Source organism: Streptomyces sp. NPDC002467, assembly GCF_042889825.1.
Lineage (GTDB): Bacteria > Actinomycetota > Actinomycetes > Streptomycetales > Streptomycetaceae > Streptomyces.
In genome coordinates this window covers 396,815-420,547 of record NZ_JBIARJ010000005.1, presented here as the reverse complement: position 1 = coordinate 420,547, position 23,733 = coordinate 396,815, and the positions used below count along the sequence as shown (strand labels likewise).

General features: G+C 72.1%; 18 protein-coding genes and 1 pseudogene. 9 read left to right on the top strand and 10 right to left on the bottom strand.

Annotation, left to right across the window (positions count from 1 at the left end):
- Positions 1-238 precede the first annotated feature (238 nt).
- The gene (locus tag ACFYYJ_RS14400) at positions 239-1,138 is read right to left on the bottom strand and encodes a LysR substrate-binding domain-containing protein (RefSeq protein WP_389132107.1); all 900 of its coding nucleotides are present in this window, start codon (positions 1,136-1,138) and stop codon (positions 239-241) included.
- An 83-nt stretch (positions 1,139-1,221) separates the two neighbouring features.
- On the opposite strand from ACFYYJ_RS14400, the gene ACFYYJ_RS14395 reads away from it, so the two are divergent.
- On the top strand, positions 1,222-2,172 hold the full coding sequence (locus ACFYYJ_RS14395; RefSeq protein WP_389132104.1) for an EamA family transporter: 951 nt from the start codon (positions 1,222-1,224) through the stop codon (positions 2,170-2,172).
- Here ACFYYJ_RS14395 and ACFYYJ_RS14390 read toward each other — a convergent pair.
- Positions 2,078-2,575: pseudogene (locus ACFYYJ_RS14390) on the bottom strand (GNAT family N-acetyltransferase); the annotation flags it as partial. The gene ACFYYJ_RS14395 and the pseudogene ACFYYJ_RS14390 overlap by 95 nt on opposite strands.
- A gap of 51 nt (positions 2,576-2,626) precedes the next feature.
- The gene (locus ACFYYJ_RS14385; RefSeq protein WP_385364736.1) at positions 2,627-3,055 is read right to left on the bottom strand and encodes a DUF937 domain-containing protein; all 429 of its coding nucleotides are present in this window, start codon (positions 3,053-3,055) and stop codon (positions 2,627-2,629) included.
- Positions 3,056-3,312: 257 nt separating this feature from the next.
- Between ACFYYJ_RS14385 and ACFYYJ_RS14380 the strand changes: the two genes are divergently transcribed.
- Together ACFYYJ_RS14380 and ACFYYJ_RS14375 are read left to right on the top strand one after the other, a co-directional pair.
- A complete protein-coding gene (locus ACFYYJ_RS14380) occupies positions 3,313-5,559 on the top strand; it encodes an ATP-dependent RecD-like DNA helicase (protein WP_385364738.1) in 2,247 nt (748 codons plus the stop codon).
- 182 nt (positions 5,560-5,741) lie between these two features.
- Positions 5,742-7,031, top strand: coding sequence for a citrate synthase (locus tag ACFYYJ_RS14375; protein ID WP_385132144.1), 1,290 nt, complete (start codon positions 5,742-5,744; stop codon positions 7,029-7,031).
- Positions 7,032-7,375: 344 nt separating this feature from the next.
- Here the strand turns inward: ACFYYJ_RS14375 and ACFYYJ_RS14370 are convergent, their stop codons facing one another.
- Both ACFYYJ_RS14370 and ACFYYJ_RS14365 read right to left on the bottom strand, forming a co-directional pair.
- Positions 7,376-9,625: a heavy metal translocating P-type ATPase gene (locus ACFYYJ_RS14370; protein ID WP_389132100.1), complete on the bottom strand. Its 2,250-nt coding sequence runs from the start codon at positions 9,623-9,625 to the stop codon at positions 7,376-7,378.
- Positions 9,626-9,751: 126 nt separating this feature from the next.
- A complete protein-coding gene (locus ACFYYJ_RS14365; RefSeq protein WP_385132149.1) occupies positions 9,752-9,985 on the bottom strand; it encodes a heavy-metal-associated domain-containing protein in 234 nt (77 codons plus the stop codon).
- Between the two features lie 160 nt (positions 9,986-10,145).
- Between ACFYYJ_RS14365 and ACFYYJ_RS14360 the strand changes: the two genes are divergently transcribed.
- Entirely contained in the window at positions 10,146-11,381 is a 1,236-nt protein-coding gene (locus tag ACFYYJ_RS14360; protein WP_389132121.1) for a cation:proton antiporter, read from the top strand.
- Here ACFYYJ_RS14360 and ACFYYJ_RS14355 read toward each other — a convergent pair.
- Complete coding sequence (locus tag ACFYYJ_RS14355) at positions 11,359-12,036, bottom strand: TetR/AcrR family transcriptional regulator (RefSeq protein ID WP_389132097.1); 678 nt, start codon at positions 12,034-12,036, stop codon at positions 11,359-11,361. The two genes, ACFYYJ_RS14360 and ACFYYJ_RS14355, sit on opposite strands and share 23 nt — an antisense overlap.
- Before the next feature lie 131 nt (positions 12,037-12,167).
- Here ACFYYJ_RS14355 and ACFYYJ_RS14350 point away from each other — a divergent pair, with 131 nt between their 5' ends.
- Positions 12,168-14,453, top strand: a complete 2,286-nt coding sequence (locus ACFYYJ_RS14350; RefSeq protein WP_389132094.1) for an MMPL family transporter — start codon at positions 12,168-12,170, stop codon at positions 14,451-14,453.
- Between the two features lie 147 nt (positions 14,454-14,600).
- On the opposite strand, the gene ACFYYJ_RS14345 is transcribed toward ACFYYJ_RS14350, so the two are convergent.
- The 3 genes from ACFYYJ_RS14345 to ACFYYJ_RS14335 form a co-directional block, all read right to left on the bottom strand.
- Entirely contained in the window at positions 14,601-14,801 is a 201-nt protein-coding gene (locus ACFYYJ_RS14345; RefSeq protein ID WP_365171386.1) for a MerR family transcriptional regulator, read from the bottom strand.
- Positions 14,802-15,035: 234 nt separating this feature from the next.
- Complete coding sequence (locus ACFYYJ_RS14340; RefSeq protein WP_385132157.1) at positions 15,036-16,052, bottom strand: Gfo/Idh/MocA family protein; 1,017 nt, start codon at positions 16,050-16,052, stop codon at positions 15,036-15,038.
- A 19-nt stretch (positions 16,053-16,071) separates the two neighbouring features.
- A complete protein-coding gene (locus ACFYYJ_RS14335; protein ID WP_385132160.1) occupies positions 16,072-16,986 on the bottom strand; it encodes a sugar phosphate isomerase/epimerase family protein in 915 nt (304 codons plus the stop codon).
- Between the two features lie 89 nt (positions 16,987-17,075).
- Between ACFYYJ_RS14335 and iolC the strand changes: the two genes are divergently transcribed.
- From iolC to ACFYYJ_RS14315, 4 genes are all read left to right on the top strand, one after another.
- Positions 17,076-18,002, top strand: a complete 927-nt coding sequence (gene iolC / locus ACFYYJ_RS14330) for a 5-dehydro-2-deoxygluconokinase (protein ID WP_389132118.1) — start codon at positions 17,076-17,078, stop codon at positions 18,000-18,002.
- A gap of 85 nt (positions 18,003-18,087) precedes the next feature.
- The gene (iolB, locus tag ACFYYJ_RS14325) at positions 18,088-19,062 is read left to right on the top strand and encodes a 5-deoxy-glucuronate isomerase (RefSeq protein WP_389132115.1); all 975 of its coding nucleotides are present in this window, start codon (positions 18,088-18,090) and stop codon (positions 19,060-19,062) included.
- Complete coding sequence (gene iolD / locus ACFYYJ_RS14320) at positions 19,059-20,927, top strand: 3D-(3,5/4)-trihydroxycyclohexane-1,2-dione acylhydrolase (decyclizing) (RefSeq protein ID WP_389132090.1); 1,869 nt, start codon at positions 19,059-19,061, stop codon at positions 20,925-20,927. The genes iolB and iolD overlap by 4 nt, the downstream gene beginning before the upstream one ends.
- Before the next feature lie 13 nt (positions 20,928-20,940).
- Positions 20,941-22,440: a CoA-acylating methylmalonate-semialdehyde dehydrogenase gene (locus ACFYYJ_RS14315; RefSeq protein ID WP_385132169.1), complete on the top strand. Its 1,500-nt coding sequence runs from the start codon at positions 20,941-20,943 to the stop codon at positions 22,438-22,440.
- A 109-nt stretch (positions 22,441-22,549) separates the two neighbouring features.
- Here the strand turns inward: ACFYYJ_RS14315 and ACFYYJ_RS14310 are convergent, their stop codons facing one another.
- Positions 22,550-23,581, bottom strand: coding sequence for a WxL protein peptidoglycan domain-containing protein (locus ACFYYJ_RS14310; RefSeq protein WP_385132170.1), 1,032 nt, complete (start codon positions 23,579-23,581; stop codon positions 22,550-22,552).
- Positions 23,582-23,733 lie beyond the last annotated feature (152 nt).

Genomic DNA, 23,733 nt, shown 5'->3' with positions numbered 1-23,733 from the left:
GAACGGGGAGCGGCAGCGGACATGCAGAACGTGGTTGCGTTCGACGCCCTGCGGGGGCGCCCCGCCGCACACCCGACCCCGACGGCGCGGGGGTGCGGGCGGGGGCCGACCCCGCTGGGCACCGGCGTTCGACGCTCGCGGGGGCGCCCGGCCACGCACCCGACCCCGACGGCGCGGGGTGCCACGGCCGCCGGGCACCCACGTACGACACCCTGCGGGGACGCCCCCGGCGGAAGGGTCAGGCCGGGGGCCAGTGGGAGCGGAGGGTGTGGACGGTCTCCGTGATGGCCGGGCGGCGGGCCGCACCCGTGCGCCACAGGGCGTACAGGCGGCGTACGGGCCCCGGTTCGAGAGGGACCGCCACCGCGCCCGGAGGGAGGGTCCCCGTGCCCAGCCGGGGCACCACGGCCACGCCGAGCCCGGCCGCGACCAGCGCGACGATGGTGTGGTTCTCCTCGGCCACGTGCGCGATCTCCGGCTCGAATCCCGCGGTGCGAAGGGTCCGGACCAGCCAGTCGTGGCAGACCCGGCCCGGTGGCTGGCAGATCCACCGTTCGCCGCCGAGGTCGCCCCGGCGGATCGCGGTGCGCGCGGTGAAGGGGTGGCCGGCCGGGACGACCAGGTCGCAGGGGTCGTCGCCGATGACCGCCTGGTCGATGCCCTCGGGGGCGGGGAGGGGCGCGATGTCCCAGTCGTGGGCCACCGCCAGGTCGGTGACGCCGCGGGCCACCAGGTCCACCGACAGGTGCGGGTCGACCTCGGTGAGGCGGACGTCCAGGGCGGGATGGCGGCTCGCCAGATCGGCCAGTACCGCCGGCAGCAGCCCTCGCGCCGCCGAGGCGAAGGCGGCCACCGTCAGCAGCCCGCTCGGCAGGCCCCGGCGTTCCTCCAGGGTGGTTTCGGCGCGTTCCACGATGGCCAGCAATTCCTGTGCGGTGGCGGCCAGATGCCGGGCCTCCTCGGTGAGCGCGACGCCGCGCCCGCGGCGTTCCAGGAGGGTGGTGCGGGTCTCCCGCTCCAGCTTCGCGATCTGCTGGGAGACGGCGGAGGGCGTGTAGCCGAGGGCGGCCGCCGCGGCCGCGACGGAGCCGTGGACGGAGACGGCGTGCAGGGCGCGCAGCCGGGCCAGATCGAGCATGGGTCAATCGTAAGCAATGCTTCATCCATCGCGGAAGTGATTCGCGCTGGTGCTACATGGTCGGGGTGGGTGAAGGTTTTGGCATGCGTCCCGTACACACCGCAATCGCCGTGCTCGTCGCCGCCGTCTGGGGCTTCAACTTCGTCGTCATAGAGATCGGGTTGGGGCATTTCCCGCCGCTGCTGTTGTCCGCCCTGCGATTCCTCGTCGCGGCCCTGCCGGCGGTGTTCTTCGTCGGGCCGCCCAAGGTCGCCTGGAAGTGGATCATCGGGGTGGGGCTGGCCCTGGGGGTCGCCAAGTTCGGGTTGCTCTTCACCGGCATGGCATCCGGGATGCCGGCCGGTCTGAGCTCGCTCGTGCTGCAGATCCAGGCCGTCTTCACCGCTGTCATCGCCGCCGTCGTCCTGGGTGAACGACCGGGCCGGGCCCGGGTGTTCGGGATGGGGGTGGCGCTCGCCGGGATCGTGGTGGCCGCCGTGGACGGTGGCACCGGCGGGCCCGTGTTCGGATTCGTGCTGGTCGTGGCGGCGGCCGCGTGCTGGGGGGTCTCCAACGTGCTGACCCGCAGGGCCGCGCCGCCCGACGCGCTGAACTTCATGGTCTGGGTGTGCACGGTGCCGGTGCTGCCGCTGTTCGCGCTGTCGCTGCTGTTCGAGGGTCCCGAGCGGGACCTGGCCGCGCTGCGGGGGCTGGACTGGTCCGGGGTGGGCGTCATCGGGTACGTGGCGTGGGTGTCGACCGTGTTCGGGTTCGGGGCCTGGGGGTACCTGCTGCGCCGCTACCCGGCCTCGGCGGTGGCGCCGTTCTCGCTGCTGGTCCCGGTGTTCGGGATGTCCTCGGCCGCTCTGGTGCTGGGGGAGTCCGTGTCGGGGCTGCGGTGGCTGGCGGCGGTGCTGCTCGTGGGCGGGGTCGCGCTGACCTCGCTGGCGCCGGCGCGGCTCAGTGGGGGCGGCTCTCCTGCAGCGGGAGCCGCCAGTCCTGGCCCGTCAGACTCACTCCGTACGAGCGGTGCGGGCGCTCCGCGATCAGCGTGAAGCCCGCCCGCAGGTAGAGCTTCCGGGCTTCGTCGAGCACGTCGTTGGTCCACAGGACGAGTTCGCGGTAGCCGACCGAGCGGGCGAAGTCGATCACCGCGGAGACCAGGTCCGCGCCGATGCCGCGGCCGCGCCCCTCCGGGTCGACGAGGAGGAGCCGCAGCCGGGCGGTGCCGGGGGTGCTCTCCTCCCGTACGCACATCACGGAACCGACGGGGCGGCCGTCCAGTTCGGCGATCCACACCCGCTCCAGGTAGGGGTCGTGGTCCTGGGCGAAGTCGGCGACGATCCGGGCCACCATGCCCTCGAAGTCGCTGTTCCAGCCGTACTCGGCGGCGTACAGGGCGCCGTGGCGCTGCACGATCCAGCCCAGCTCTCCCGGTTCGGGGCTTCGCAACCGCACGTTGTCAGCCATGGGCCCGATTTTATGGCCGCGGGCGACCGAACGGGTGGGTTACGGCTTCTTGCCGGCGGCGGCGCGCTTGGCGAAGACGGCCAGTAGGACCGGGATCAGCATCTCGATGACCCGGGCGACGGTGGGGGCGGGGATGCCGGTCTTCTTCGAGACGGCGTTGGCCACGGGTTTGCTCGCCTTGGCCAGGACGCCGGCCATCATCCCGCCGCTGAGCAGGCCGCCGAGGCCGCCGCCGAGCGTGGCCACGCCCTGGAGCTGGGGCTCGGCCACCTCCGCGAAGGCCTGGCGCACCTCGTCGCCGTCGTCGGACTCGGCCTGCTGCCGGAGGTCGCCCGTCATCGTGCCGACCGTGGTGGCGACGGTGTCGCGCGCGCCGTCGGTGTCGGTGCCGAGGAGCGAGGCGATCTCGTTCAGCTTGTCGTCGCCGAGTTCGCCCAGCACGTCGTCCTGGAATGAAGATTCGCTCATGGCCGGAACGCTACTTGCGTGCCGCTTTGGCAGCATCTTGGGTAATGGGTTTGCAAAGGTATGCATCCTGATGCAACCGCCGGGGGGTGCCGCGGGTCGTACGTTGCGTCTGGGCTTCCGGGGAGGGATCTGGGGGGATCGGGAAGTCCGACGCGGGAGGGGTAACCGTGGGGGGGTCCGGCCGGAAGGCAGGACCCCCTCAGTGCTGTCGTCCACAGGCCTGACGCGCTGTCGGCGCCGGACGGTAGCTTCGGGGCATGGCAATGGACGGGGTCGTGCAACTGGCGGTGGTCGAGGGGGTGCTCGAACGCATCACCTACGCCAACGAGGAGAACGGGTACACGGTCGCCCGGGTCGACACCGGCCGCGGCTCCGGAGACCTGCTCACCGTCGTCGGTTCGCTGCTGGGCGCGCAGCCCGGCGAATCGCTGCGCATGGAGGGGCGCTGGGGCTCCCACCCGCAGTACGGCAAGCAGTTCACCGTCGAGAACTACAAGACGGTGCTCCCGGCGACCATTCAGGGCATCCGCCGCTATTTGGGCTCGGGTCTGATCAAGGGCATCGGGCCGAAGATCGCCGACCGGATCGTGGAGCACTTCGGCACCGACACCCTCGACGTCATCGAGGAGGAGCCGAAGCGGCTGATCGAGGTGCCCGGGCTCGGCCCCAAGCGCACGAAGCTGATCGGCGCCGCCTGGGAGGAGCAGAAGGCCATCAAGGAGGTCATGGTCTTCCTCCAGGGAGTCGGCGTCTCCACCTCCATCGCGGTGCGCATCTACAAGAAGTACGCCGACGCCTCCATCTCCGTGGTGAAGAACCAGCCCTACCGGCTCGCCGCCGACGTGTGGGGCATCGGCTTCCTCACGGCCGACCGCATCGCCCAGGCGGTCGGCATCCCGCACGACAGCCCGGAGCGGGTCAAGGCCGGGTTGCAGTACGCCCTGTCCCAGTCCACCGACCAGGGGCACTGCTTCCTGCCCGAGGACCGGCTCATCGCCGACGGGGTCAAGCTGCTCCAGGTGGACACGGGGCTGGTGATCGACTGCCTGGCGGAGCTCGCGGGCGATCCGGAGGGGGTCGTACGGGAATCCGTACCGGATCCGCAGGGCGGGCCGGATCCGCTGACCGCCGTGTACCTGGTGCCCTTCCACCGGGCCGAGCTGTCGCTCGTAGGGCAGGTGCGCCGGCTGCTGAACGCCGAGGACGACCGGATGCCCGCCTTCCAGGACGTGGACTGGGACAAGGCGCTGGGCTGGCTCGCCGGGCGGACCGGGGCCGACCTCGCGCCCGAGCAGCGGGAGGCGGTCAGGCTGGCGCTGACCCGGCGGGTCGCGGTGCTCACGGGCGGGCCGGGCTGCGGGAAGTCCTTCACCGTGCGCTCGATCGTTGAGCTGGCGCGCGCCAAGAAGGCCAAGGTGGTGCTCGCCGCGCCCACCGGCCGCGCGGCCAAGCGGCTCGCCGAGCTCACCGGGGCGGAGGCCTCCACGGTGCACCGGCTGCTGGAACTGAAGCCGGGCGGGGACGCGGCCTACGACCGGGACCGGCCGCTGGACGCGGACCTGGTCGTGGTGGACGAGGCCTCGATGCTCGACCTCCTGCTGGCCAACAAGCTGGTCAAGGCGGTGGCGCCGGGTGCGCACCTGCTGCTGGTGGGGGACGTGGACCAGCTGCCGTCCGTCGGTGCCGGGGAGGTGCTGCGGGACCTGCTGGCCGAGGGCGGCCCGGTGCCCGCGGTGCGGCTCACCCGGATCTTCCGCCAGGCCCAGCAGTCGGGAGTGGTCACCAACGCCCACCGGATCAACACCGGTGTGCCGCCGCTCACCGACGGGTTGCCGGACTTCTTCCTCTTCCCCGAGGAGGACACCGAGGCGGCGGGCGTGCTCGCCGTGGACGTGGCGGCACGGAGGATTCCGGCCAGATTCGGGCTCGACCCGCGGCGGGACGTCCAGGTCCTCGCTCCCATGCACCGGGGCCCGGCCGGCGCCGGGAACCTCAACGGCCTGCTCCAGCAGGCCATGACGCCGGCCCGGCCGAACCTGCCCGAGAAGCGGTTCGGCGGCCGGGTCTTCCGCGTGGGCGACAAGGTCACCCAGATCCGCAACAACTACGACAAGGGCGCGAACGGGGTCTTCAACGGCACGGTCGGCGTCGTCATCGGCCTGGACCTCGACGAACAGCGCCTGACGGTGCGGACGGAGGAGGACGAGGAGATCGGATACGAGTTCGCGGAACTGGACGAGCTCGCCCACGCCTACGCCGTCACCATCCACCGCTCGCAGGGGAGTGAATATCCGGCGGTGGTGATCCCGGTCACCACCGGCGCCTGGATGATGCTCCAGCGGAACCTGCTCTACACGGCGGTCACCAGGGCGAAGAAACTGGTCGTCCTCGTCGGGTCCCGCAAGGCCCTCGCCCAGGCGGTGCGTACCGTTTCCGCAGGCAGGAGGTACACGTCCGTGGCATCGAGGCTGTCCGGCCGGATACCGGTGGGAAACATCACCTAGATGATCGATCATTTGGGGTTCCGCCACTGGTGCGGAGGGTGCAGGATGAGCAGCTTGGCGGCACTGAGTGCCGCCCTGAGCACCAAAGGCCGACCCCGAGTGCACTCTCCTGCGCCAAATGGGGGAAGGTAGAGGCAGTCAGGGCACCTCGAAGAAGAGGCACTACGTCGGTGAGGGATGACGTGAGCGACAACTCTGTAGTACTCCGGTACGCGGACGGTGAATACACCTACCCGGTGGTCGAGAGCACCGTCGGCGACCAGGGCTTCGACATCTCGAAGCTGCGGGCCCAGACCGGGCTCGTCACCTTGGACAGCGGCTACGGCAACACCGCGGCCTACAAGTCCGGGATTACCTACCTCGACGGTGAGCAGGGCATCCTGCGCTACCGCGGCTACCCGATCGAGCAGCTGGCCGAGCGCTCTTCCTTCATCGAGGTCGCCTACCTGCTGATCAACGGTGAGCTGCCGACCGTCGACGAGCTCGCGTCGTTCCGCAACGAGATCACCCAGCACACGCTGCTGCACGAGGACGTCAAGCGCTTCTACGACGGTTTCCCGCGTGACGCGCACCCGATGGCGATGCTGTCCTCCGTCGTCAGCGCGCTGTCGACCTTCTACCAGGACAGCCACAACCCGTTCGACGAGAAGCAGCGCCACCTCTCGACGATCCGGCTGCTGGCCAAGCTCCCGACGATCGCGGCGTACGCGTACAAGAAGTCGGTCGGCCACCCGGTGGTCTACCCGCGCAACGACCTCGGCTACGTCGAGAACTTCCTGCGCATGACCTTCTCCGTGCCGGCGCAGGAGTACGACCTGGACCCGGTCGTGGTCTCCGCGCTCGACAAGCTGCTCATCCTGCACGCGGACCACGAGCAGAACTGCTCGACCTCCACCGTGCGCCTGGTCGGTTCCTCGCAGGCGAACATGTTCGCCTCGATCTCGGCCGGCATCTCCGCCCTGTGGGGCCCGCTGCACGGCGGCGCCAACCAGTCGGTGCTGGAGATGCTGGAAGGCATCAAGAACGACGGCGGCGACGTCGACGCCTTCATCCGCAAGGTGAAGAACAAGGAAGACGGCGTCCGCCTCATGGGCTTCGGGCACCGCGTCTACAAGAGCTTCGACCCCCGGGCGAAGATCATCAAGGCGGCGGCGCACGACGTCCTCTCCTCGCTCGGCAAGAGCGACGAGCTGCTCGACATCGCGCTGAAGCTGGAAGAGCACGCGCTGGCCGACGAGTACTTCGTCTCGCGCAACCTCTACCCGAACGTGGACTTCTACACCGGTCTGATCTACCGGGCTATGGGCTTCCCGACCGAGATGTTCACCGTGCTCTTCGCGCTCGGTCGACTGCCCGGCTGGATCGCCCAGTGGCAGGAAATGATCAAGGAGCCGGGTTCCCGCATCGGTCGCCCGCGCCAGATCTACACCGGCGAGGTCCTGCGCGACTTCGTGCCGGTCGAGGCCCGCTGACCCGAGGCCCTCAAGGCCCGCAAGGGCCGCCAGGCACACGAAAAGCGCCCCGCCGTCGATCCCCCCACGGGTCGACGGTCGGGGCGCTTTCCTTTTCCCCGGTACGGATTCCCCCCACGGGACCCGAGCCGGGGCGTCAGTGGTGCCGGGACCCGTTCTGCACGGGACGGCCGCTCAAGGCTTCCCGCGGCACGAATCCCGGCCGGCCGATACCCCTGGACGTCCCCCAAGACGTTCCTGGCATCGCCCCATTAGACCCACGACGACCCCGGATGGTTACGTTGTCGTCACTGTGATCTGCGTCTCCCGTGAAGGAACGGTGTGGGCCGTGGGGAGGCGGTCCACTACCGGAAGGAACGCAGCCGCAGGCTGTTGGTCACCACGAAGACCGAGGAGAAGGCCATCGCGGCCCCCGCGATCATCGGGTTGAGCAGTCCGGCGGCCGCCAGCGGCAGCGCCGCCACGTTGTAGCCGAAGGCCCAGAACAGGTTGCCCTTGATGGTGCCCAGGGTCCGGCGCGACAGCCGGATCGCGTCCGCGGCCACCCGCAGGTCTCCCCGCACGAGGGTCAGGTCCCCGGCCTCGATGGCCGCGTCGGTGCCGGTGCCCATGGCCAGGCCCAGGTCCGCCTGGGCCAGGGCGGCCGCGTCGTTGACCCCGTCGCCGACCATGGCGACCGTACGGCCCTCGGCCTGGAGGCGACGTACGACGTCCACCTTGTCCTGCGGGAGCACCTCGGCGATCACCTCGTCGATGCCCACCTCGCGGGCCACCGTCTCGGCGACGGCCTTGTTGTCGCCGGTCAGCAGGACCGGGGTCAGGCCCAGCGCCCGCAGCCGGGCCACCGCCTCGGCACTGGTCTCCTTGACGGCGTCGGCCACGGTCAGCACCCCGCGCGCCTCGCCGTCCCAGGCGACCAGCACGGCGGTGCTTCCCGCGGCCTCGGCGGCCGCCTTGGCCCCGGCGAGGTCCTCCGGCAGGGGGATCGCCCAGTCGGCGAGCAGCCGCTCGCGGCCCACCAGGACCGCGTGCCCGTCCACCACGCCCTGCACGCCGAGGCCCGCGACGTTCTCGAAGCCCTCGGGGACCGGCAGGGCGCCCGCCCGCTCGACCGCGCCGGTGGCGACGGCCCGGGCGATCGGGTGCTCGGAGGCGTGCTCCAGGGAGCCGGCCAGCCGCAGCAGTTCCTTCTCGTCCACGCCCTCGGCGGTGTGCACCTCGGCCAGGGTCATCCGGCCGGTGGTCACCGTCCCGGTCTTGTCCAGGACGACGGTGTCCACGCGGCGGGTGGACTCCAGCACCTCGGGGCCCTTGATCAGGATGCCGAGCTGCGCGCCCCGACCGGTGCCGACCATCAGCGCGGTCGGGGTGGCCAGGCCCAGGGCGCACGGGCAGGCGATGATCAGGACGGCCACGGCGGCGGAGAAGGCGGCGGTGGCGTCATCGGTGGCCAGGAGCCATACGGCCCAGGTGCCGAGCGCCAGGACGAGCACGATCGGCACGAAGATCCCGGAGATCCGGTCCGCGAGGCGCTGCACCTCGGCCTTGCCGTTCTGCGCGTCCTCGACGAGCCTGGCCATCCGGGAGAGCTGGGTGTCGGCGCCGATCCGGGTGGCCTCGACGACCAGGCGCCCGGAGGCGTTGACGGTGGCGCCGGTGACGGAGTCCCCGACGGAGACCTCGACCGGCACCGACTCGCCGGTCAGCATGGAGGCGTCCACGGCCGAGCTGCCCTCGACGACCGTGCCGTCGGTGGCGATCTTCTCGCCGGGGCGGACGACGAACCGGTCGCCGACCACGAGTTCCGCCACGGGGATCCGCACCTCGGCGCCGCCGCGCAGCACGGCCACGTCCTTGGCGCCGAGTTCCAGCAGCGCCTTGAGGGCGGCGCCGGCCTTCCGCTTGGAGCGGGCCTCCAGGTAGCGGCCGAGCAGGATGAAGGAGACGACTCCCGCCGCGACCTCCAGGTAGATGGCCGAGGAGCCGTCCGTGCGGGAGATCGTCAGGTCGAAGCCGTGGCGCATGCCGGGCATGCCCGCGTGGCCGAAGAACAGGGCCCACAGCGACCAGACGAAGGCCGCCAGGGTGCCGACCGAGACGAGGGTGTCCATGGTGGCGGCGCCGTGCCGGGCGTTGGTCCAGGCGGCCTTGTGGAAGGGGTACGCGCCCCAGACCACGACGGGGGCGGCCAGGGTCAGCGAGAGCCACTGCCAGTTGTCGAACTGGAGGGACGGGACCATCGAGAGCAGGACGACGGGCAGCGCGAGCGAGGCTGAGACGAGCAGCCGGTGGCGCAGGGCGGCGAGCTCGGGGTCGCGCGGGGCCTCGGCTTCCGCCTGCTCGGGGAGCGGCTCCGGCGGCGGGGGCTCCTCGGCGGTGTACCCGGTCTTCACGACGGTGGCGATCAGGTCGGCGACCTGGACGTCACCGCGGTAGGAGACCTTCGCCTTCTCGGTGGCGAAGTTCACCGTGGCCTCGACGCCGTCCATCCGGTTGAGCTTCTTCTCGATCCGGGCCGCGCAGGAGGCGCAGGTCATCCCGCCGATCGAGAGTTCCACCGCCGCTATGGGCCCGTCGTGCACTGTGCTGCTCATCTTCCGGCTCCAGGGGGATGGCCGGGCCGTACGGAACCAGTATGAGCTGGCCGGTACGGCCCGGCGGAAATCTGCGGGGTCCTGCGGTCCTGCGGATCCTGCGGTTCTGCGGGTTCCGCGGGGGCCTCAGGCCTGGCCGACGAGCTCGTAGCCGGCCTCGTCGATCGCGGCGCGGACGTCCTCCTCGGCGAGCGGGGCGTCGGAGACCACGGTGACCTCGCCGGTCGCGGCGACGGCCTTGACCGACTCGACGCCGGGCAGGGCGCCGAGCTCGGTGGTCACCGAGCCCTCGCAGTGTCCGCAGCTCATGCCGCTCACGCGGTAGACGGTGGTGGTCCGGGTGTCCGTCTCGGCGGTCATGTCGTTCTCCTCTTCAGGGCGTACGTGTCCGGTCGCCGGAGGCGATGGATCCCTCCACCGTCCTCCCGACACTTCGAGACTATACCCCTGGGGGGTATGAATGCGAGCCCCGCGTCCCCAAAACTGGCCGGTATGACGGAACTGTACGTAAATGGCCGATATGGATCAGCCCGGAAGCCTCGTCCTCATCATGGTCGTCGCCGTGCTCGCCTCCCTCCTCGCCTACGGCGTCTCCCGGTGGCTGGCCGTACCGCTGGTGATCTTCGAGATCCTGCTGGGGATCCTGATCGGCCCCGACGTCCTCGGGTGGGCGCACACCGGCGGGGTCATCGACGTACTCGGCAACCTGGGCCTCGCCATGCTGATCTTCCTGGCCGGCTACGAGCTCGAATTCGACCGCGTCAGGGGGGACACCCTCAAGCGGTCGGTGTGGGCCTGGCTGATCTCCCTCGTGCTGGGCCTGGGCGTGGGGATCCTGCTCGCCCACGGCGGCGGTTTCGACAAGGGCGTCTACGTCGGCACCGCGCTCACCAGCACCGCGCTGGGCACGATCCTGCCCGTGCTGCGGGACGCGGGAGACCTGCAGAGCCGGTTCGGCTCCGTGATGATGGCGATGGGGACCGTCGGCGAGTTCGGGCCGATCATCGCCATGGCCCTGCTGCTCGGCGGGCGGGCCCCGGCGCGGTCGGCGGTGCTGCTGGCCGCCTTCGCGGTGCTGACGGCGGCGGCCGTGTTCTGGGCGCTGCGCCCCAAGCCGCCCTGGTTCGGCACGGTCATCGCCAAGACCCTCCACAGCAGTGCGCAGTTCGCGGTGCGGCTCGTCGTCCTGCTGCTGGTGTCGATGCCGGCGCTGGCCCAGGTGCTCGGGCTCGACATCCTGCTCGGGGCCTTCGCGGCCGGCCTCGTCACCCGGCTCGTGCTCCACGGGGCCGCCCCGGAGAGCAGCGTGACCGTGCTGTCGAAGGTGGAGGCCATGGGGTTCGGCTTCCTGGTGCCGGTGTTCTTCGTGGTCACCGGGATGGAGTTCGACCTGAAGGCGCTGCTCGCGGGCGGTCGGGAGCTCCTGCTGCTGCCGCTGTTCCTGCTGCTGTTCCTGGTGGTGCGCGGGCTGCCGATCCGGCTGCTGGCCCCCGGGGACCTGCGGGGGAGCGACCGGTCGGCGCTGGTGCTGTTCGGGTCCACGGCGCTGCCGCTGGTGGTGGCCATCACCACGCTCGGGGTGCAGGACGGGAAGGTGACTCCGGGGGAGGCCGCCGCGCTGGTGGGGGCCGGGATGGTGTCGGTGCTGGTGTTCCCGCTGCTGGGGATGAGGCTGCAGGACCGGAGCCGGTCGGCGGAGGAGCGCGGTGCGGAGGTCCCGCGCGGGGAGCGGGTCAGCGGCAGCGAGTCGTGGTGACGATCGGCTCCAGGTAGCGCAGCAGGACGGTCTTCAGCTCGGCGACGTACGCGTCGCGTTCGGCGCCCTCGTGGGCCAGGATCAGGTCCAGGGAGGCCTTGAAGATGCCGAGGACCATGTTCGCGACGTGGTCGAGCTCGACGGGCGCGAGCTCGGGGGCGAGGGAGTGCAGGGCGGTTCGGACCTGCCCGGCCATGTTGGAGTGGAGCTCCTCGTGCTCCTTGTCGATGCCCCCCGGGACGCCGGAGCCGTGCATGAGGGCCCAGAAGGCCGGGTTCTCGCAGTTGAAGGCGATCAGCGGGTCCAGGACGGCGTCCAGCGCCTCGGGCAGCGGGAGGCCCAGGTTCTCGGGCAGGAAGGCCTGGCCGTGCGTCTCCCGGGCGTGGCGCAGGAGCTGACCGCCGAGCTCGATCGCGATGGCCTCCTTGTTCGGGAAGAACTGGTACAGCGTGCCCGGCGACACGCCGGCCTCGCGGGCGATGGCGTTGGTGCTGGCGGCGGCGTAGCCGGTACGGCAGAACACCCCGGCGGCGGCGGCCAGGAGCTGGGCGATCCGGCGCTCGCCCCGTGCCTGGCGGCGGCGCGGCGCGGTGGCGACCTCGGTCTCCGCGAGCCGGTCGCTTTCGGTCGTTTTGTCCTTGGCTGTCCTCGGCATGTCCAATCCCCTGCTTCCCGTGGGTGATTGACAAACGCGAGTGGTCGCTCGCATTCTGAGGAAACGCGAGCGACTGCTCGTGTTTGCCAGTCTATTCGGCCTGGCAATCACGGTGAAGGGGACACCGAGTCATGTCCGAAGTCAAGAAACCGCCGTCGTCCGGGGAGAGCGGCAGGTGGACCCGGTTCGTCACGGCCCGGCCGCGGCTCTCGCTGCTGCTCGCCCTGGTGGTCACGGCACTGGCCGTGTTCGTGGGCGGTGGCGTCGCCGAGCGGATGAGCAGTGGCGGCTGGGAGGACCCGGACGCACAGTCCACCTACGCCGCCGCGGCCCTGGAGCGCGAGTTCCCGGCCTCGCAGCCCAATCTGCTGCTGCTCGTCGACGCCGGGCCGGGGGTCGGGGCCGCCGGGGTGGACGATCCCGCGGTCGCCGCCGAGGCCGAGCGGCTCACCGCCCTCCTCGCCGGTGAGAAGGGGGTCGTCGGCGTCGGCTCGTACTGGCGTACCCAGCTGCCCGCGCTGCGCTCAGAGGACGGCCGGCAGGCCCTGATCGCGGCCAGGGTGCTGGGCGACCAGAAGACCGCCACCGAGGTGCTGGACCGGATCACCCCGCGCTACCGGGGCGAACACGGGCCGGTGCGGGTCTCCCTGGGCGGACCCGTCGCGGTCCAGGCCGAGGTGACCACCACCATCCAGGAGGACCTGCTGCGCGCCGAGCTGATCGCCCTGCCGGTCACCCTCGTCCTGCTCGTCCTCGTCTTCGGCAGCGCCGTCGCGGCCCTGCTGCCGCTCGGCGTCGGCATCGTGGCCATCCTCGGCACCAACGCGGTGCTGCGCGGCCTCACCGAGTTCACCGAGGTCTCGGTCTTCGCCCAGAACCTGACCACCGCGCTCGGCCTCGGACTCGCCATCGACTACGCCCTGTTCATCGTCCGCAGGTTCCGCGAGGAGCTCGCCGCCGGACAGGACCCGGCGGGCGCCGTCGGCACCACCCTGCGCACCGCCGGGCGCACCGTGCTCTTCTCGGCGCTGACCGTCGCGGTCGCCCTCTCCGCCATGGCCTTCTTCCCGATGTCCTTCCTACGGTCCTTCGCCTACGCCGGAGTCGCGGTGGTGCTCCTCGCGGCAGCGGCCGCGCTGGTCCTGCTGCCGGCGGCCCTGATCCTGCTCGGCGAGCGGGTCAACTCCCTCGATCTGCGGCGCCTGTGGCGGCGCGGGCGCACCTCCGGTGCCACGGCCGACGCCACGGCCGACGCCACGCCCGGCGCCACGGCGGAGACGGGTCGGGGCTGGGGGCGGGCGGCGGCCCTGGTGATGCGCCGGGCCCCGCTGTTCGCGGCGGCCACCACGGCCGGGCTGCTGCTCCTCGGACTTCCCTTCCTCGGCGTCAAGTTCGGCACCGTCGACGACCGGCAGCTTCCGAAGACCGCCGAGTCGCACGTGGTCCAGCAGCAGATCCGGGACGGCTTCCCGGGCAGCCCCGGCGGCGGGCTCACCGTGCTCGCCGAGGGGGTCGCCGGCCCCGCCGAGCTCACCGCCTACCGGGAGCGACTGGCGGGTCTGCCCGGGGTGGTCCGCATCGACGGGCCGGTGAGCGCCGGCCCCGAGACGAAGTACGCGTACTTCTCGGTCGTGGCGAAGGGCGAGGGAGTGGGTCCGCAGGCCCAGGACCTCGTCGACGAGGTGCGGAAGGTCGATCCCGGCTTCCGGACCTCCGTGGCGGGCCAGGCCGCCAGACTCGTCGACACCAAGGCGGCCATCGCGGACGCCCTTCCCACCGCCCTCGCCCTGGTGGCGCTGGCCACCCTGCTGCTGGTCTTCCTGCTCACCGGAAGCCTGCTGATACCGCTCCAGGCGGTGCTGCTCAACGCCCTCAGCCTGACCGCGATGTTCGGAGCGGTGGTGTGGGTCTTCCAGGAGGGCAACCTCTCCGGACTGCTCTCCTTCACCTCCACCGGGGACATCGAGACCACGCTGCCGGTCCTGATGTTCTGCATCGCCTTCGGACTGTCCATGGACTACGGGGTGTTCCTCATATCCCGGATCAAGGAGGAGTACGACCGGACCGGCGACCACGAGGGGGCCGTACGGACCGGTCTGGCCCGCACCGGCGGGCTGATCACCGCGGCGGCCCTGATCCTGGCCGTGGTGATGGTGGCCATCGGCACCTCCCGCGTGACCAACACCAAGATGCTGGGGCTGGGAATCGCGCTGGCGGTGCTGATGGACGCGATGGTCGTGCGCAGCCTCCTCGTCCCGGCGGTCATGAAACTGACCGGGAAGGCCACCTGGTGGGCGCCCGGCCCGCTGCGCAGGCTGCACGAGAGGTTCGGACTGAGCGAAGGGGAGCCCGTCGCTCGGCCCGCGCTGCCGGAGACCCGGCCCGAAGAGGAGAAGGTGCCCGTCGGGACGGCGTAGCGCCGGGGGAGGGACGAGCGGGTCGATCGATCCGTCGGTCGGTCGATCCGTCGGGCCGTCGGTCGGTCGGGCCGTCGGTCGGTCGGGCCGCCGGGCCGGCCGCGGGACGGGGGGTGGTCGGGCCCCCGTCCCGCTGCCGGGTGCGGGTCAGTCCCCGCCCCGGCCCCGGTTGCCGGGCCGCCGGGCCACCCACGCCCGGACCGTGTCGGCGTACCAATAGGGCTTGCCGCCCTCCACATGGTCGGGCGGGGGGAGAAGTCCGTGCTTGCGGTAGGAGCGCACCGTGTCCGGCTGCACCCGGATGTGGGCGGCGATCTCCTTGTACGACCACAACTGTCGGTCGCTCATGCCAGACGACACCTCCTTGTCCACGCCGCGGGGCCGGCCGGGAGGCCGTCGGGGGAGCCCGCACGTGGACACTGCCGATCACTCGCGTTGTGCCCGGGGAACGACGCGGGGCGAGGGCGGGGGAGGGGTTGTCGAACCCCTGTGACGGAAAACCCGCGTTATGCGGACACGGGTGACACGACGGAGACCCCTGTGACGGATACGGCACAGGGGTGCACGACGGGCGCGCGGGGCTCAGCCCCCGTACAGGGGCGGGCGCCCCGCCAGCTCCACCTCGGTCCGTACGCCGCTTCGCGCGGCCGCGAGGCCCGCCTCCGAGACGGCCGCCGCCGCGTAGCCGTCCCAGGCGTCGGGCCCCGCCACCCGGCCGCGAGCCGCCGCGGCCACCCATCGGCGCAGCTGGCGGTCGTACGCGTCGGCGAAGCGCACCGTGAAGTCCTGGTCGATCTCCCCGCCCCAGCGCCCCGCCGACTGCACCACCATCGCGTGGCCGTCACCGATCCGGGCGCTGCCCGCCTCGCCCACCGCCTCGCACTGCACCTGGTAGCCGAAACCGCAGTTCACGAAGATCTCCACGTCCACGACGGCCCCGCCCGAGGTCTCCAGCAGTACCAGCCGCGGATCGCGCAGCCCCTCCGGGGCGGCCGCCGTGGGCCGCGGGGAGAGCACGGTGACGGCCGTGATCTCCTGCCCCAGCAGCCAACGGGCCGCGTCCACCTCGTGCACCACCGAATCGCTGATCAGCATGTCGCTGGTGAAGAACGACGGCGAGGAGGCATTGCGGTGCCGGCAGTGCAGGAACAGCGGCCGCCCGATCCCGCCCGCGTCCAGCAGCTCCTTCAGCCGCTCGTACTCGGCGTCGAACCGCCTCATGAAACCCACCTGCACCAGGCGCCGCCCCAACCGCTGCTCGGCCGCCATGATCCGCAACGCCCCCTCCGGATCCGGGGTCAGCGGCTTCTCGCACAGCACCGGCAGCCCCCGGTCCAGGGCGTGCAGGACCGCCTCCTCGTGGGCGGGCCCCGGGGAGGCGATCAGTACGGCCCCGACCCCGGGTGCGGCTATCGCGGCCGCCGGATCGGTGTGCGCGCTCGCCCCCTCCAGGGCGCCCGCGACCTCCTTGACCCGGTCCCCGTCGGGATCGGCCACGGCCACCACCCGGGCCCCACCGACGCTCCGCCCGATCCGGCGGACGTGGTCGGCGCCCATCTTGCCCGTACCGATGACGGCGATGCCGAGCGTGCTGCTCATGGTCGTCTCCTCCGAGGAGTCAGCGGGCGCCGCAGGAGCGCAGGTAGTCGCGGGTGCGTCGGGCGATCGGCAGCGGCCGGTCGGGCGGGCAGGGGTACATGTCCTGCTCGACGATGGCGAAGAGGTCCACGCCGAGCCGTTCGGCGGCGGCGAGCACCGGCTCCAGCGCCGGCACCCCCGACGGCGGCTCGCACATCACCCCGCGGCCCACGGCCGGCCCGAAGGGCACCTCCTGCGCGACGACTTCGGCGAGGATCCGCGGGTCCACCTGCTTGAGGTGGAGGTAGCCGATGCGCTCGGCGAAGGTCTCGATGGCCTGCACGCTGTCGCCGCCGCAGTACGCGTAGTGCCCCGTGTCCAGGCAGAGCGAGACCAGCGCGGGATCGGTGGCGTCGAGGAAGCGGGCCACGTTCTCCGGGGTGTCGATGTGGGTGTCCGCGTGCGGATGGACCACGATCCGCAACCCGTACCGGTCCTGGACCTCCCGGCCCAGACGCTCGGTCTGGGAGGCCAGTTCACGCCATTGGGAGGGAGTGAGGGTGCGGTCCTCCAGCACCTCGCCGGTCTTGTCGTCCCGCCAGAAGGACGGGATGACGACGAGGTGCGCCGCGCCCATCGCCCGGGTCAGCTCCGCGATCCGCGACACGTGCTCCCAGGTGTCCTCCCACACGGCGGGCCCGTGATGGAGTCCGGTGAAGACGGTGCCGGCCGAGACCCGCAGCCCGCGCTTGGCGGTCTCCTCGGCGAGTCGGGCGGGATCGGTGGGCAGATAGCCGTACGGGCCGAGCTCGATCCACTCGTACCCGGCGTCCGCGACCTCGTCGAGGAAGCGCTCCCAAGGGGTCTGCCGGGGGTCGTCGGGAAACCAGACACCCCAGGAGTCCGGAGCCGAACCGACACGGATACGGGTCAACGCGGGCGGGGAGGACGTCATAACGGCCACCTTAGGGTGGGAAGCGAGCGGGAGGACTGACCGTGACCGGGACCAAGACCGGCGATCCGTTGGAGTTCGACCTGATCACCATGGGCCGGATCGGGGTGGATCTCTACCCGTTGACGACCGGCGTATCACTGGCCGAGGCCGAGACCTTCGGCAGGTTCCTGGGCGGCTCCCCGGCCAACGTCGCCGTCGCCGCGGCCCGGCTGGGCCGGCGGACGGCACTGATCAGTCGCACCGGGGCGGACCCCTTCGGCGGGTATCTCCGCACGGAACTCACGGCGTTCGGGGTGGACCGCCGCTGGGTGACGGAGGTCCCCGGGCTGCCGACCCCGATCACCTTCTGCGAGATGTTCCCGCCGGATTCCTTCCCGCTCTACTTCTACCGGCTGCCCAAGGCACCCGACCTGGAGATCGCGGCGGAGGAGGTGGACCTGGCGGCGGTGCGGGCCGCGAAGGTGTTCTGGATGACCGGGACGGGGCTGAGCGAGGAGCCCTCGCGGGGGGCCACGTTGGCCGGCCTGGAGGCACGGGGGCGTGGGGCGGGGATCACGGTCTTCGATCTGGACTGGCGGCCGATGCTGTGGAGGGAGAAGCCGGAGCCGTACTACGAACGGGCGCTGGCGGCGGCGACGGTGGCCGTCGGGAATCCGGAGGAGTGCGAGATCGCCACGGGGCGGTCGGACCCGTACGAGGCGGCCGCGGCGCTGCTGGAGGCCGGGGTGGAACTGGCCGTGGTCAAGCGCGGCCCGCAGGGCGTGCTGGCGGTCCACCGGGACGGGACGGTGGCGGAGGTCCCGGCGGTACGGGTGGAGGTGGTGAACGGGCTGGGCGCGGGCGACGCGTTCGGCGGGGCGCTGTGCCACGGGCTGCTGGCGGGGTGGCCGTTGGAGAGCGTGGTGCGGTACGCGAACGCGGCGGGGGCGATCGTCGCCTCACGGCTGGCGTGTTCCACGGCGATGCCGTTCCCGTACGAGGTGGAGGAGGTGCTGGGGCGTGCCGGTGGTTGCTGAGTGGGGGATGGAGTGGACCCGGCTGGTCGTGCTGGAGCTGGGGGCGGGGGAGGTGTACGCGCACGAGTGCGGGGAGGCGGAGTGGATGGTGCTGCCACTGTCCGGCGCGTGCGAGGTCCGCTGCGCGGAGCCCCCGGGTGCCGCCCCGCACCCCGCGCCTCAAACGCCGGCGGGGCTGAAAGATCGGGGCTCCGCCCCGGACCCCGGTCCTCAACCGCCGGACGGGCTGGAGTTGCCCCCGGCGGGACCGGAATCTGCCGGGCCGGGGGAGAATCCAGCCTCGCCGGCGTTTGAGGCGCGGGGGTCTGGGGGCGGAGCCCACAGTTTCGGGAAGGGGCGGGGTGGGGGAGGCTCCGCAGGACCCGACGACGTCCGGACCACGTTCCAACTGCGCGGCCGGAGTGGGGTGTTCGGCGGGGTCAGCGACTTCGTCTACGTGCCGCGGGACAGCAGCGTCCAGATCCGGGCGGCAGAAGGCGGGCGGTTCGCGCTCGCCGGAGCCCGGTGCGAGGTGCGACTGGAGGCGCGGTACGGGCCGGCCGCGGACGTGCCCGTCGAGCTGCGCGGCGCCGGGCAGTGCTCCCGGCAGGTGCACAACTTCGGGGCCGCCGGCGTGTTCCCCGCCGACCGGCTGATCGCCGTCGAGGTGCTCACCCCCGGCGGGAACTGGTCCTCGTACCCGCCCCACAAGCACGACACCCACCTCCCCGGCGAGGAATCCCGCCTGGAGGAGATCTACTACTTCGAGATCGCGCCCCACGGGCACACCCCCGGGTTCGGGTACCAGCGCGTCACGCCCTCTCCCGCGGGGAAGACCGACATCCTGGCGGAAGTCAGGAGCGGGGACGCGGTGCTGATCCCCGACGGCTGGCACGGGCCGTCCATCGCCGCGCCCGGGCACGACATGTACTACCTGAACGTGATGGCCGGGCCGCCCGGCGAGCCCCGGGAGTGGCTGATCCGGGACCACCCCGAGCACGCCTGGATCCGCGGCAGCTGGGACGGCCGGGAGGTCGACCCCCGGTTGCCCTTCCACCGAGCGGAGGACGAAGCGCGATGAGGCTCACCGTGGCACAGGCGCTCGTACGGTTCCTGAGCCGGCAGTACACCGAGCGTGACGGGCGCCGGCACCGGCTGATCGCCGCCACCTGGGGGATCTTCGGGCACGGGAACGTCGCCGGGATCGGTCAGGCGCTGCTGGAGACCGGCGCGCGGGACATGCCCTTCCTCCAGGGACGCAACGAGCAGGCCATGGTGCACGCCGCCGTCGGGTACGCCCGGCAGAGCGGGCGGTTGTCCGCGCACGCCGTGACCACCTCCATCGGGCCCGGCGCCACCAACCTCGTCACCGGCGCGGCCGGGGCGACGATCAACCGGATCCCGGTGCTCCTGCTGCCCGGGGACACCTTCGCGACCCGGCCCGCCGATCCCGTGCTCCAGCAGCTGGAGGTGCAGGAGGCGGGGGACGTCTCCGTCAACGACACGCTGCGGCCCGTCTCCAGGTACTTCGACCGGATCACCCGCCCGGAGGCACTGATCCCGGCCGCGCTCCAGGCCATGCGGGTGCTCACCGACCCGGTGCGGACCGGCGCCGTCACCCTCGCGATGCCGCAGGACGTGCAGGCCGAGGCGTACGACTGGCCGGAGGAGTTCTTCGCCGAGCGGGTGTGGGGCGTGCGCCGGCCCCGGCCCGACCGCGCCGAGCTGGACGCGGCCGCCGCCGCCGTACGGGGCTCCGCGCGGCCCCTGATCGTCGCGGGCGGCGGGATCCGGCACAGCGTGGCCGGGGCGGCGCTGGCGGAGTTCGCCGGGGCCACCGGGATCCCCGTGGCCACGACCCAGGCGGGCAAGGGCGTGCTCCCGTACGACCACCCGGCCGAGGTCGGCGGGATCGGGCACACGGGCACGGCGACCGCCGCCGCGCTGGCCCGGGAGGCCGATCTGGTGATCGCGGCCGGGACCAGGCTGACGGACTTCACCACCGCCTCCGCGACCCTCTTCCAGAACCCGGCCGTCCGGTTCGTCGGCCTGAACCTGGATCCGTACGACGCCCACAAGCTCGCCGCCCTGCCCTTGGTCGCCGATGCCAGGGAGGGGCTGGGTGAACTCCGAGAGGCCGTCGCCGGGTACCGGGTGGACCCCGCGTACACGGACTCGTACGGGGCGGGGAAGAGGGAGTGGGAGCGGGGGGTGGACGCCGCCTGGAGCGCGGGTGACGAGGAGCTGCCGCCCACCCAGGCCCAGGTGCTCGGGCTGCTCGACGGCCTGGTGGACGCGAGCGACATCCTCGTCAACGCCGCCGGCTCGCTCCCCGGGGACCTGCACAAGCTGTGGCGGGCCCGCTCGGCCGACCAGTACCACCTGGAGTACGGCTACTCCTGCATGGGCTACGAGATCCCGGCCGCCATCGGGGTGGCGCTGGCCGCGCCCGGTCGTCCGGTGTGGGCGCTGGTCGGCGACGGGACGTACCTGATGAACCCGACCGAGATCGTCACCGCCGTGCAGGAGGGCGTGCCGATCAAGGTGGTCGTCCTCGACAACCACGGGTATGCCTCGATCGGGGGGCTCTCGCGGGCCGTGGGCGGCGAGGGCTTCGCCACCGGGTACCGCTTCCGGACGCCCGACGGCTCGTACGGCGGGGACCCCCTTCCGGTGGACCTCGCGGCGAACGCGGCCTCCCTCGGGATGGCCGTGATACGCGCCCGTACCGTGCGTGACCTGCGGGAAGCCCTGGCCGAGGCGCGCTCGGCAACATGTCCCACATGTGTCTACGTACAGACCCGAACGCCCGACACTGTGTCGGGCCCGCCCCCCGCACAGGCGTGGTGGGATGTTCCTGTGGCCGAGACCGCGAACCGCAAAGCGGCGGCCCAGGCCCGTGAAGAGTACGACCGGCAAGCCGCTCAGCGACGTCGCCATCTGTGAAGGAGCAAGGCACATGAAGACCGTCAACCACTGGATCGGTGGCAAGACCGTCGAGGGCGCTTCGGGCAACTACGGCCCGGTCACCGACCCGGCGACCGGCGAGGTCACCACGCAGGTCGCGCTCGCCTCGGCCGAAGAGGTCGACGCCGCGGTGCGGATCGCCAAGGAGGCGTACCTGAGCTGGGGCCAGTCCTCGCTGGCCGCCCGCACCAAGGTGCTCTTCGCCTACCGCGCCCTGCTGGACGCCAACCGCGACGCCATCGCCGAGCTGATCGTCGCCGAGCACGGCAAGGTCCACTCGGACGCGCTGGGCGAGGTCGCCCGCGGTCTGGAGATCGTCGAGCTGGCCTGCGGGATCACCACGCAGCTCAAGGGCGAGCTGTCGACGTCGGTGTCCAACCGCGTGGACGTCTCCTCGATCCGCCAGCCGCTGGGCGTCGTCGCCGGCATCACGCCCTTCAACTTCCCGGCGATGGTCCCGATGTGGATGTTCCCGCTGGCCGTGGCCTGCGGAAACACCTTCATCCTCAAGCCGAGCGAGAAGGACCCGTCGGCCGCCAACAAGCTGGCCGAGCTGGCCACCGAGGCCGGACTGCCGGCGGGCGTGCTGAACGTCGTCCACGGTGACAAGGTCGCCGTCGACGCCCTGCTCTCGCACCCCGACATCGCGGCCGTCTCCTTCGTGGGCTCGACCCCGATCGCCCGCCACATCCACACCACCGCCTCCGCCAACGGCAAGCGCGTGCAGGCCCTGGGCGGCGCCAAGAACCACATGCTGGTGCTGCCGGACGCCGACCTGGACGCGGCCGCCGACGCGGCGGTCTCCGCCGCCTACGGCTCCGCGGGCGAGCGCTGCATGGCGATCTCCGCCGTCGTGGCCGTCGGCTCCATCGCCGACGAGCTGGTCGAGAAGATCCGCGAGCGCGCCGAGAAGATCAAGATCGGCCCCGGCAACGACCCGGCCTCGGAGATGGGCCCGCTGATCACGGCCGCCCACCGCGACAAGGTCGCCTCGTACGTCAAGGGCGCGGCCGACCAGGGTGCCGACGTGGTCCTGGACGGCACCGGCTACACGGTGGACGGCTTCGAGAACGGCCACTGGATCGGCCTGTCGCTGCTCGACAACGTGAAGACCGACTCCGACGCCTACCGCGACGAGATCTTCGGCCCGGTGCTGTGCGTGCTGCGCGCGGAGACCTACGAGGAGGGCGTGGCCCTCATCAACGGCTCTCCGTTCGGCAACGGCACCGCGATCTTCACCCGTGACGGCGGCGCCGCCCGCCGCTTCCAGCTGGAGATCGAGGCGGGCATGGTCGGCGTCAACGTGCCGATCCCGGTGCCGGTGGGCTACCACTCCTTCGGTGGTTGGAAGGACTCGCTCTTCGGCGACCACCACATCTACGGCAACGACGGCATCCACTTCTACACCCGCGGCAAGGTCGTCACGACCCGCTGGCCGGACCCGTCCGAGGGCCACATCGGCGTGGACCTGGGCTTCCCCCGCAACCACTGACCGACCGGGCACGCGCCCGCCCCGCAGGACCGCTCGCCCCCCGCAACCCTCACCGCGGGGGGCGAGTCCGTTCGTACCGGGTCCGGGTCCGGCCGGGTTCGGTACCGGGTCAGTGGGTGTGGGCCAGGTCCCGCTCGGGGTCGGGCTGGTCCTGGTCCCGCGCCGCGCGGGTTCGCCGCCGCAGGACCAGGAAGGTCGTCAGGGCGCCGGCGAGTACGAGGAGCAGCCCGACGGCGGGCCACGGCACGGCCACGAAGTCCGTCTCGGACGTGGAGACCAGCTCGGGGTGGGCCGTCGCCCCGGCGGTGATCCTCACGGTCACCCAGTCCGACTGGGGGGCGTCGGGCCACGGTTCGGTGAGCTCGATCCGCTGGCCGGGCAGCAGCGCCAGCTTCAGCTCCCGGGCCGGCCGGTCCAGCACCGTCCGCCCGAACAGGCCCTCGGCGGACACCGTCACCTTGGGGTCGACGACCACGTTGCCCCGGTTGACCAGCGTGTACGTGATGGTGGCGCGGGCGTCCTTGACCCAGGGCAGCAGCGGCGCCGACCGGTCGACCTTCACGTCCTCCACGCTGAGCCCGGGCGTCAGCGGGCCGGGCACCCGGAAGTACAGCCGGGCGCCCACCGAGCGCCGCACGCCGACCTGGACCTTGCCCTCCTGTTGTATGCCCTCCACGGCGGTGTTGAGGGCGACGACCCCGCCGACGTGGTCGCCGGGCGTCGCGTCCGCCGGGACCTTCACGGTGAACGGCACGTCCTTGCGGCCCTTGGCCGGCACGGTGACGGTGGAGGCCGTCTCGGGCGGCAGCGCGATCCACGTGCCGACGTCCTTGGGCTTCGTCTCGGCGGGCAGCAGCGCGAAGGCGCCGCCCGAGGGGGTGTTGACGGCGTCGGTGGCGAAGATCTGGAACGTCAGCTCCTTGTCGGAGGAGTTCAGGATCGTGACGCTGTCGTCGACGGAGGTCCCGGCCTGGCCCTGGTGGAAGAAGTAGGCGCGGTCGGTCATCGCCGCTCCGGCCGCGGGCGTGGGGAAGACCCCCCAGGTGCCGTTGTCCGCGGCGGTCGCGGTGGCGGCCGGGAGCAGCCCCACGCCCAGCAGCAGGCCGATGAGCAGACCGTACAGAGAGGTGCGGGTGCGCATGGGAGGTTCTCCAGTCGGCGCGGAAAGTGGGAAAGGGGTGGTGGGGGGGGGGGGGGCCGCCCCCCCCCGGGGGGGGGCGGCCCGGCCGCCGGCGGGGGGGAGCGGTGGGGGGGGTAGGGGGAGGCGATGGGTGGCGCCCCCGGGGGGGTTTT

What these genes read in the sequence shown, in the direction of transcription:
- ACFYYJ_RS14315 (WP_385132169.1), top strand. Translation starts at nt 20,941, where the DNA reads ATGAAGACCGTCAACCACTGGATCGGTGGCAAGACCGTCGAGGGCGCT.
- iolC (WP_389132118.1), top strand. Translation starts at nt 17,076, where the DNA reads ATGGGCCGGATCGGGGTGGATCTCTACCCGTTGACGACCGGCGTATCA.
- iolD (WP_389132090.1), top strand. Translation starts at nt 19,059, where the DNA reads ATGAGGCTCACCGTGGCACAGGCGCTCGTACGGTTCCTGAGCCGGCAG.
- ACFYYJ_RS14310 (WP_385132170.1), bottom strand. Translation starts at nt 23,581, where the DNA reads ATGCGCACCCGCACCTCTCTGTACGGTCTGCTCATCGGCCTGCTGCTG.
- ACFYYJ_RS14360 (WP_389132121.1), top strand. Translation starts at nt 10,146, where the DNA reads ATGGATCAGCCCGGAAGCCTCGTCCTCATCATGGTCGTCGCCGTGCTC.
- ACFYYJ_RS14365 (WP_385132149.1), bottom strand. Translation starts at nt 9,985, where the DNA reads ATGACCGCCGAGACGGACACCCGGACCACCACCGTCTACCGCGTGAGC.
- ACFYYJ_RS14345 (WP_365171386.1), bottom strand. Translation starts at nt 14,801, where the DNA reads ATGAGCGACCGACAGTTGTGGTCGTACAAGGAGATCGCCGCCCACATC.
- ACFYYJ_RS14340 (WP_385132157.1), bottom strand. Translation starts at nt 16,052, where the DNA reads ATGAGCAGCACGCTCGGCATCGCCGTCATCGGTACGGGCAAGATGGGC.
- ACFYYJ_RS14335 (WP_385132160.1), bottom strand. Translation starts at nt 16,986, where the DNA reads ATGACGTCCTCCCCGCCCGCGTTGACCCGTATCCGTGTCGGTTCGGCT.
- ACFYYJ_RS14380 (WP_385364738.1), top strand. Translation starts at nt 3,313, where the DNA reads ATGGCAATGGACGGGGTCGTGCAACTGGCGGTGGTCGAGGGGGTGCTC.
- ACFYYJ_RS14370 (WP_389132100.1), bottom strand. Translation starts at nt 9,625, where the DNA reads ATGAGCAGCACAGTGCACGACGGGCCCATAGCGGCGGTGGAACTCTCG.
- ACFYYJ_RS14350 (WP_389132094.1), top strand. Translation starts at nt 12,168, where the DNA reads ATGTCCGAAGTCAAGAAACCGCCGTCGTCCGGGGAGAGCGGCAGGTGG.
- iolB (WP_389132115.1), top strand. Translation starts at nt 18,088, where the DNA reads ATGGTGCTGCCACTGTCCGGCGCGTGCGAGGTCCGCTGCGCGGAGCCC.
- ACFYYJ_RS14355 (WP_389132097.1), bottom strand. Translation starts at nt 12,036, where the DNA reads ATGCCGAGGACAGCCAAGGACAAAACGACCGAAAGCGACCGGCTCGCG.
- ACFYYJ_RS14395 (WP_389132104.1), top strand. Translation starts at nt 1,222, where the DNA reads ATGCGTCCCGTACACACCGCAATCGCCGTGCTCGTCGCCGCCGTCTGG.
- ACFYYJ_RS14400 (WP_389132107.1), bottom strand. Translation starts at nt 1,138, where the DNA reads ATGCTCGATCTGGCCCGGCTGCGCGCCCTGCACGCCGTCTCCGTCCAC.
- ACFYYJ_RS14385 (WP_385364736.1), bottom strand. Translation starts at nt 3,055, where the DNA reads ATGAGCGAATCTTCATTCCAGGACGACGTGCTGGGCGAACTCGGCGAC.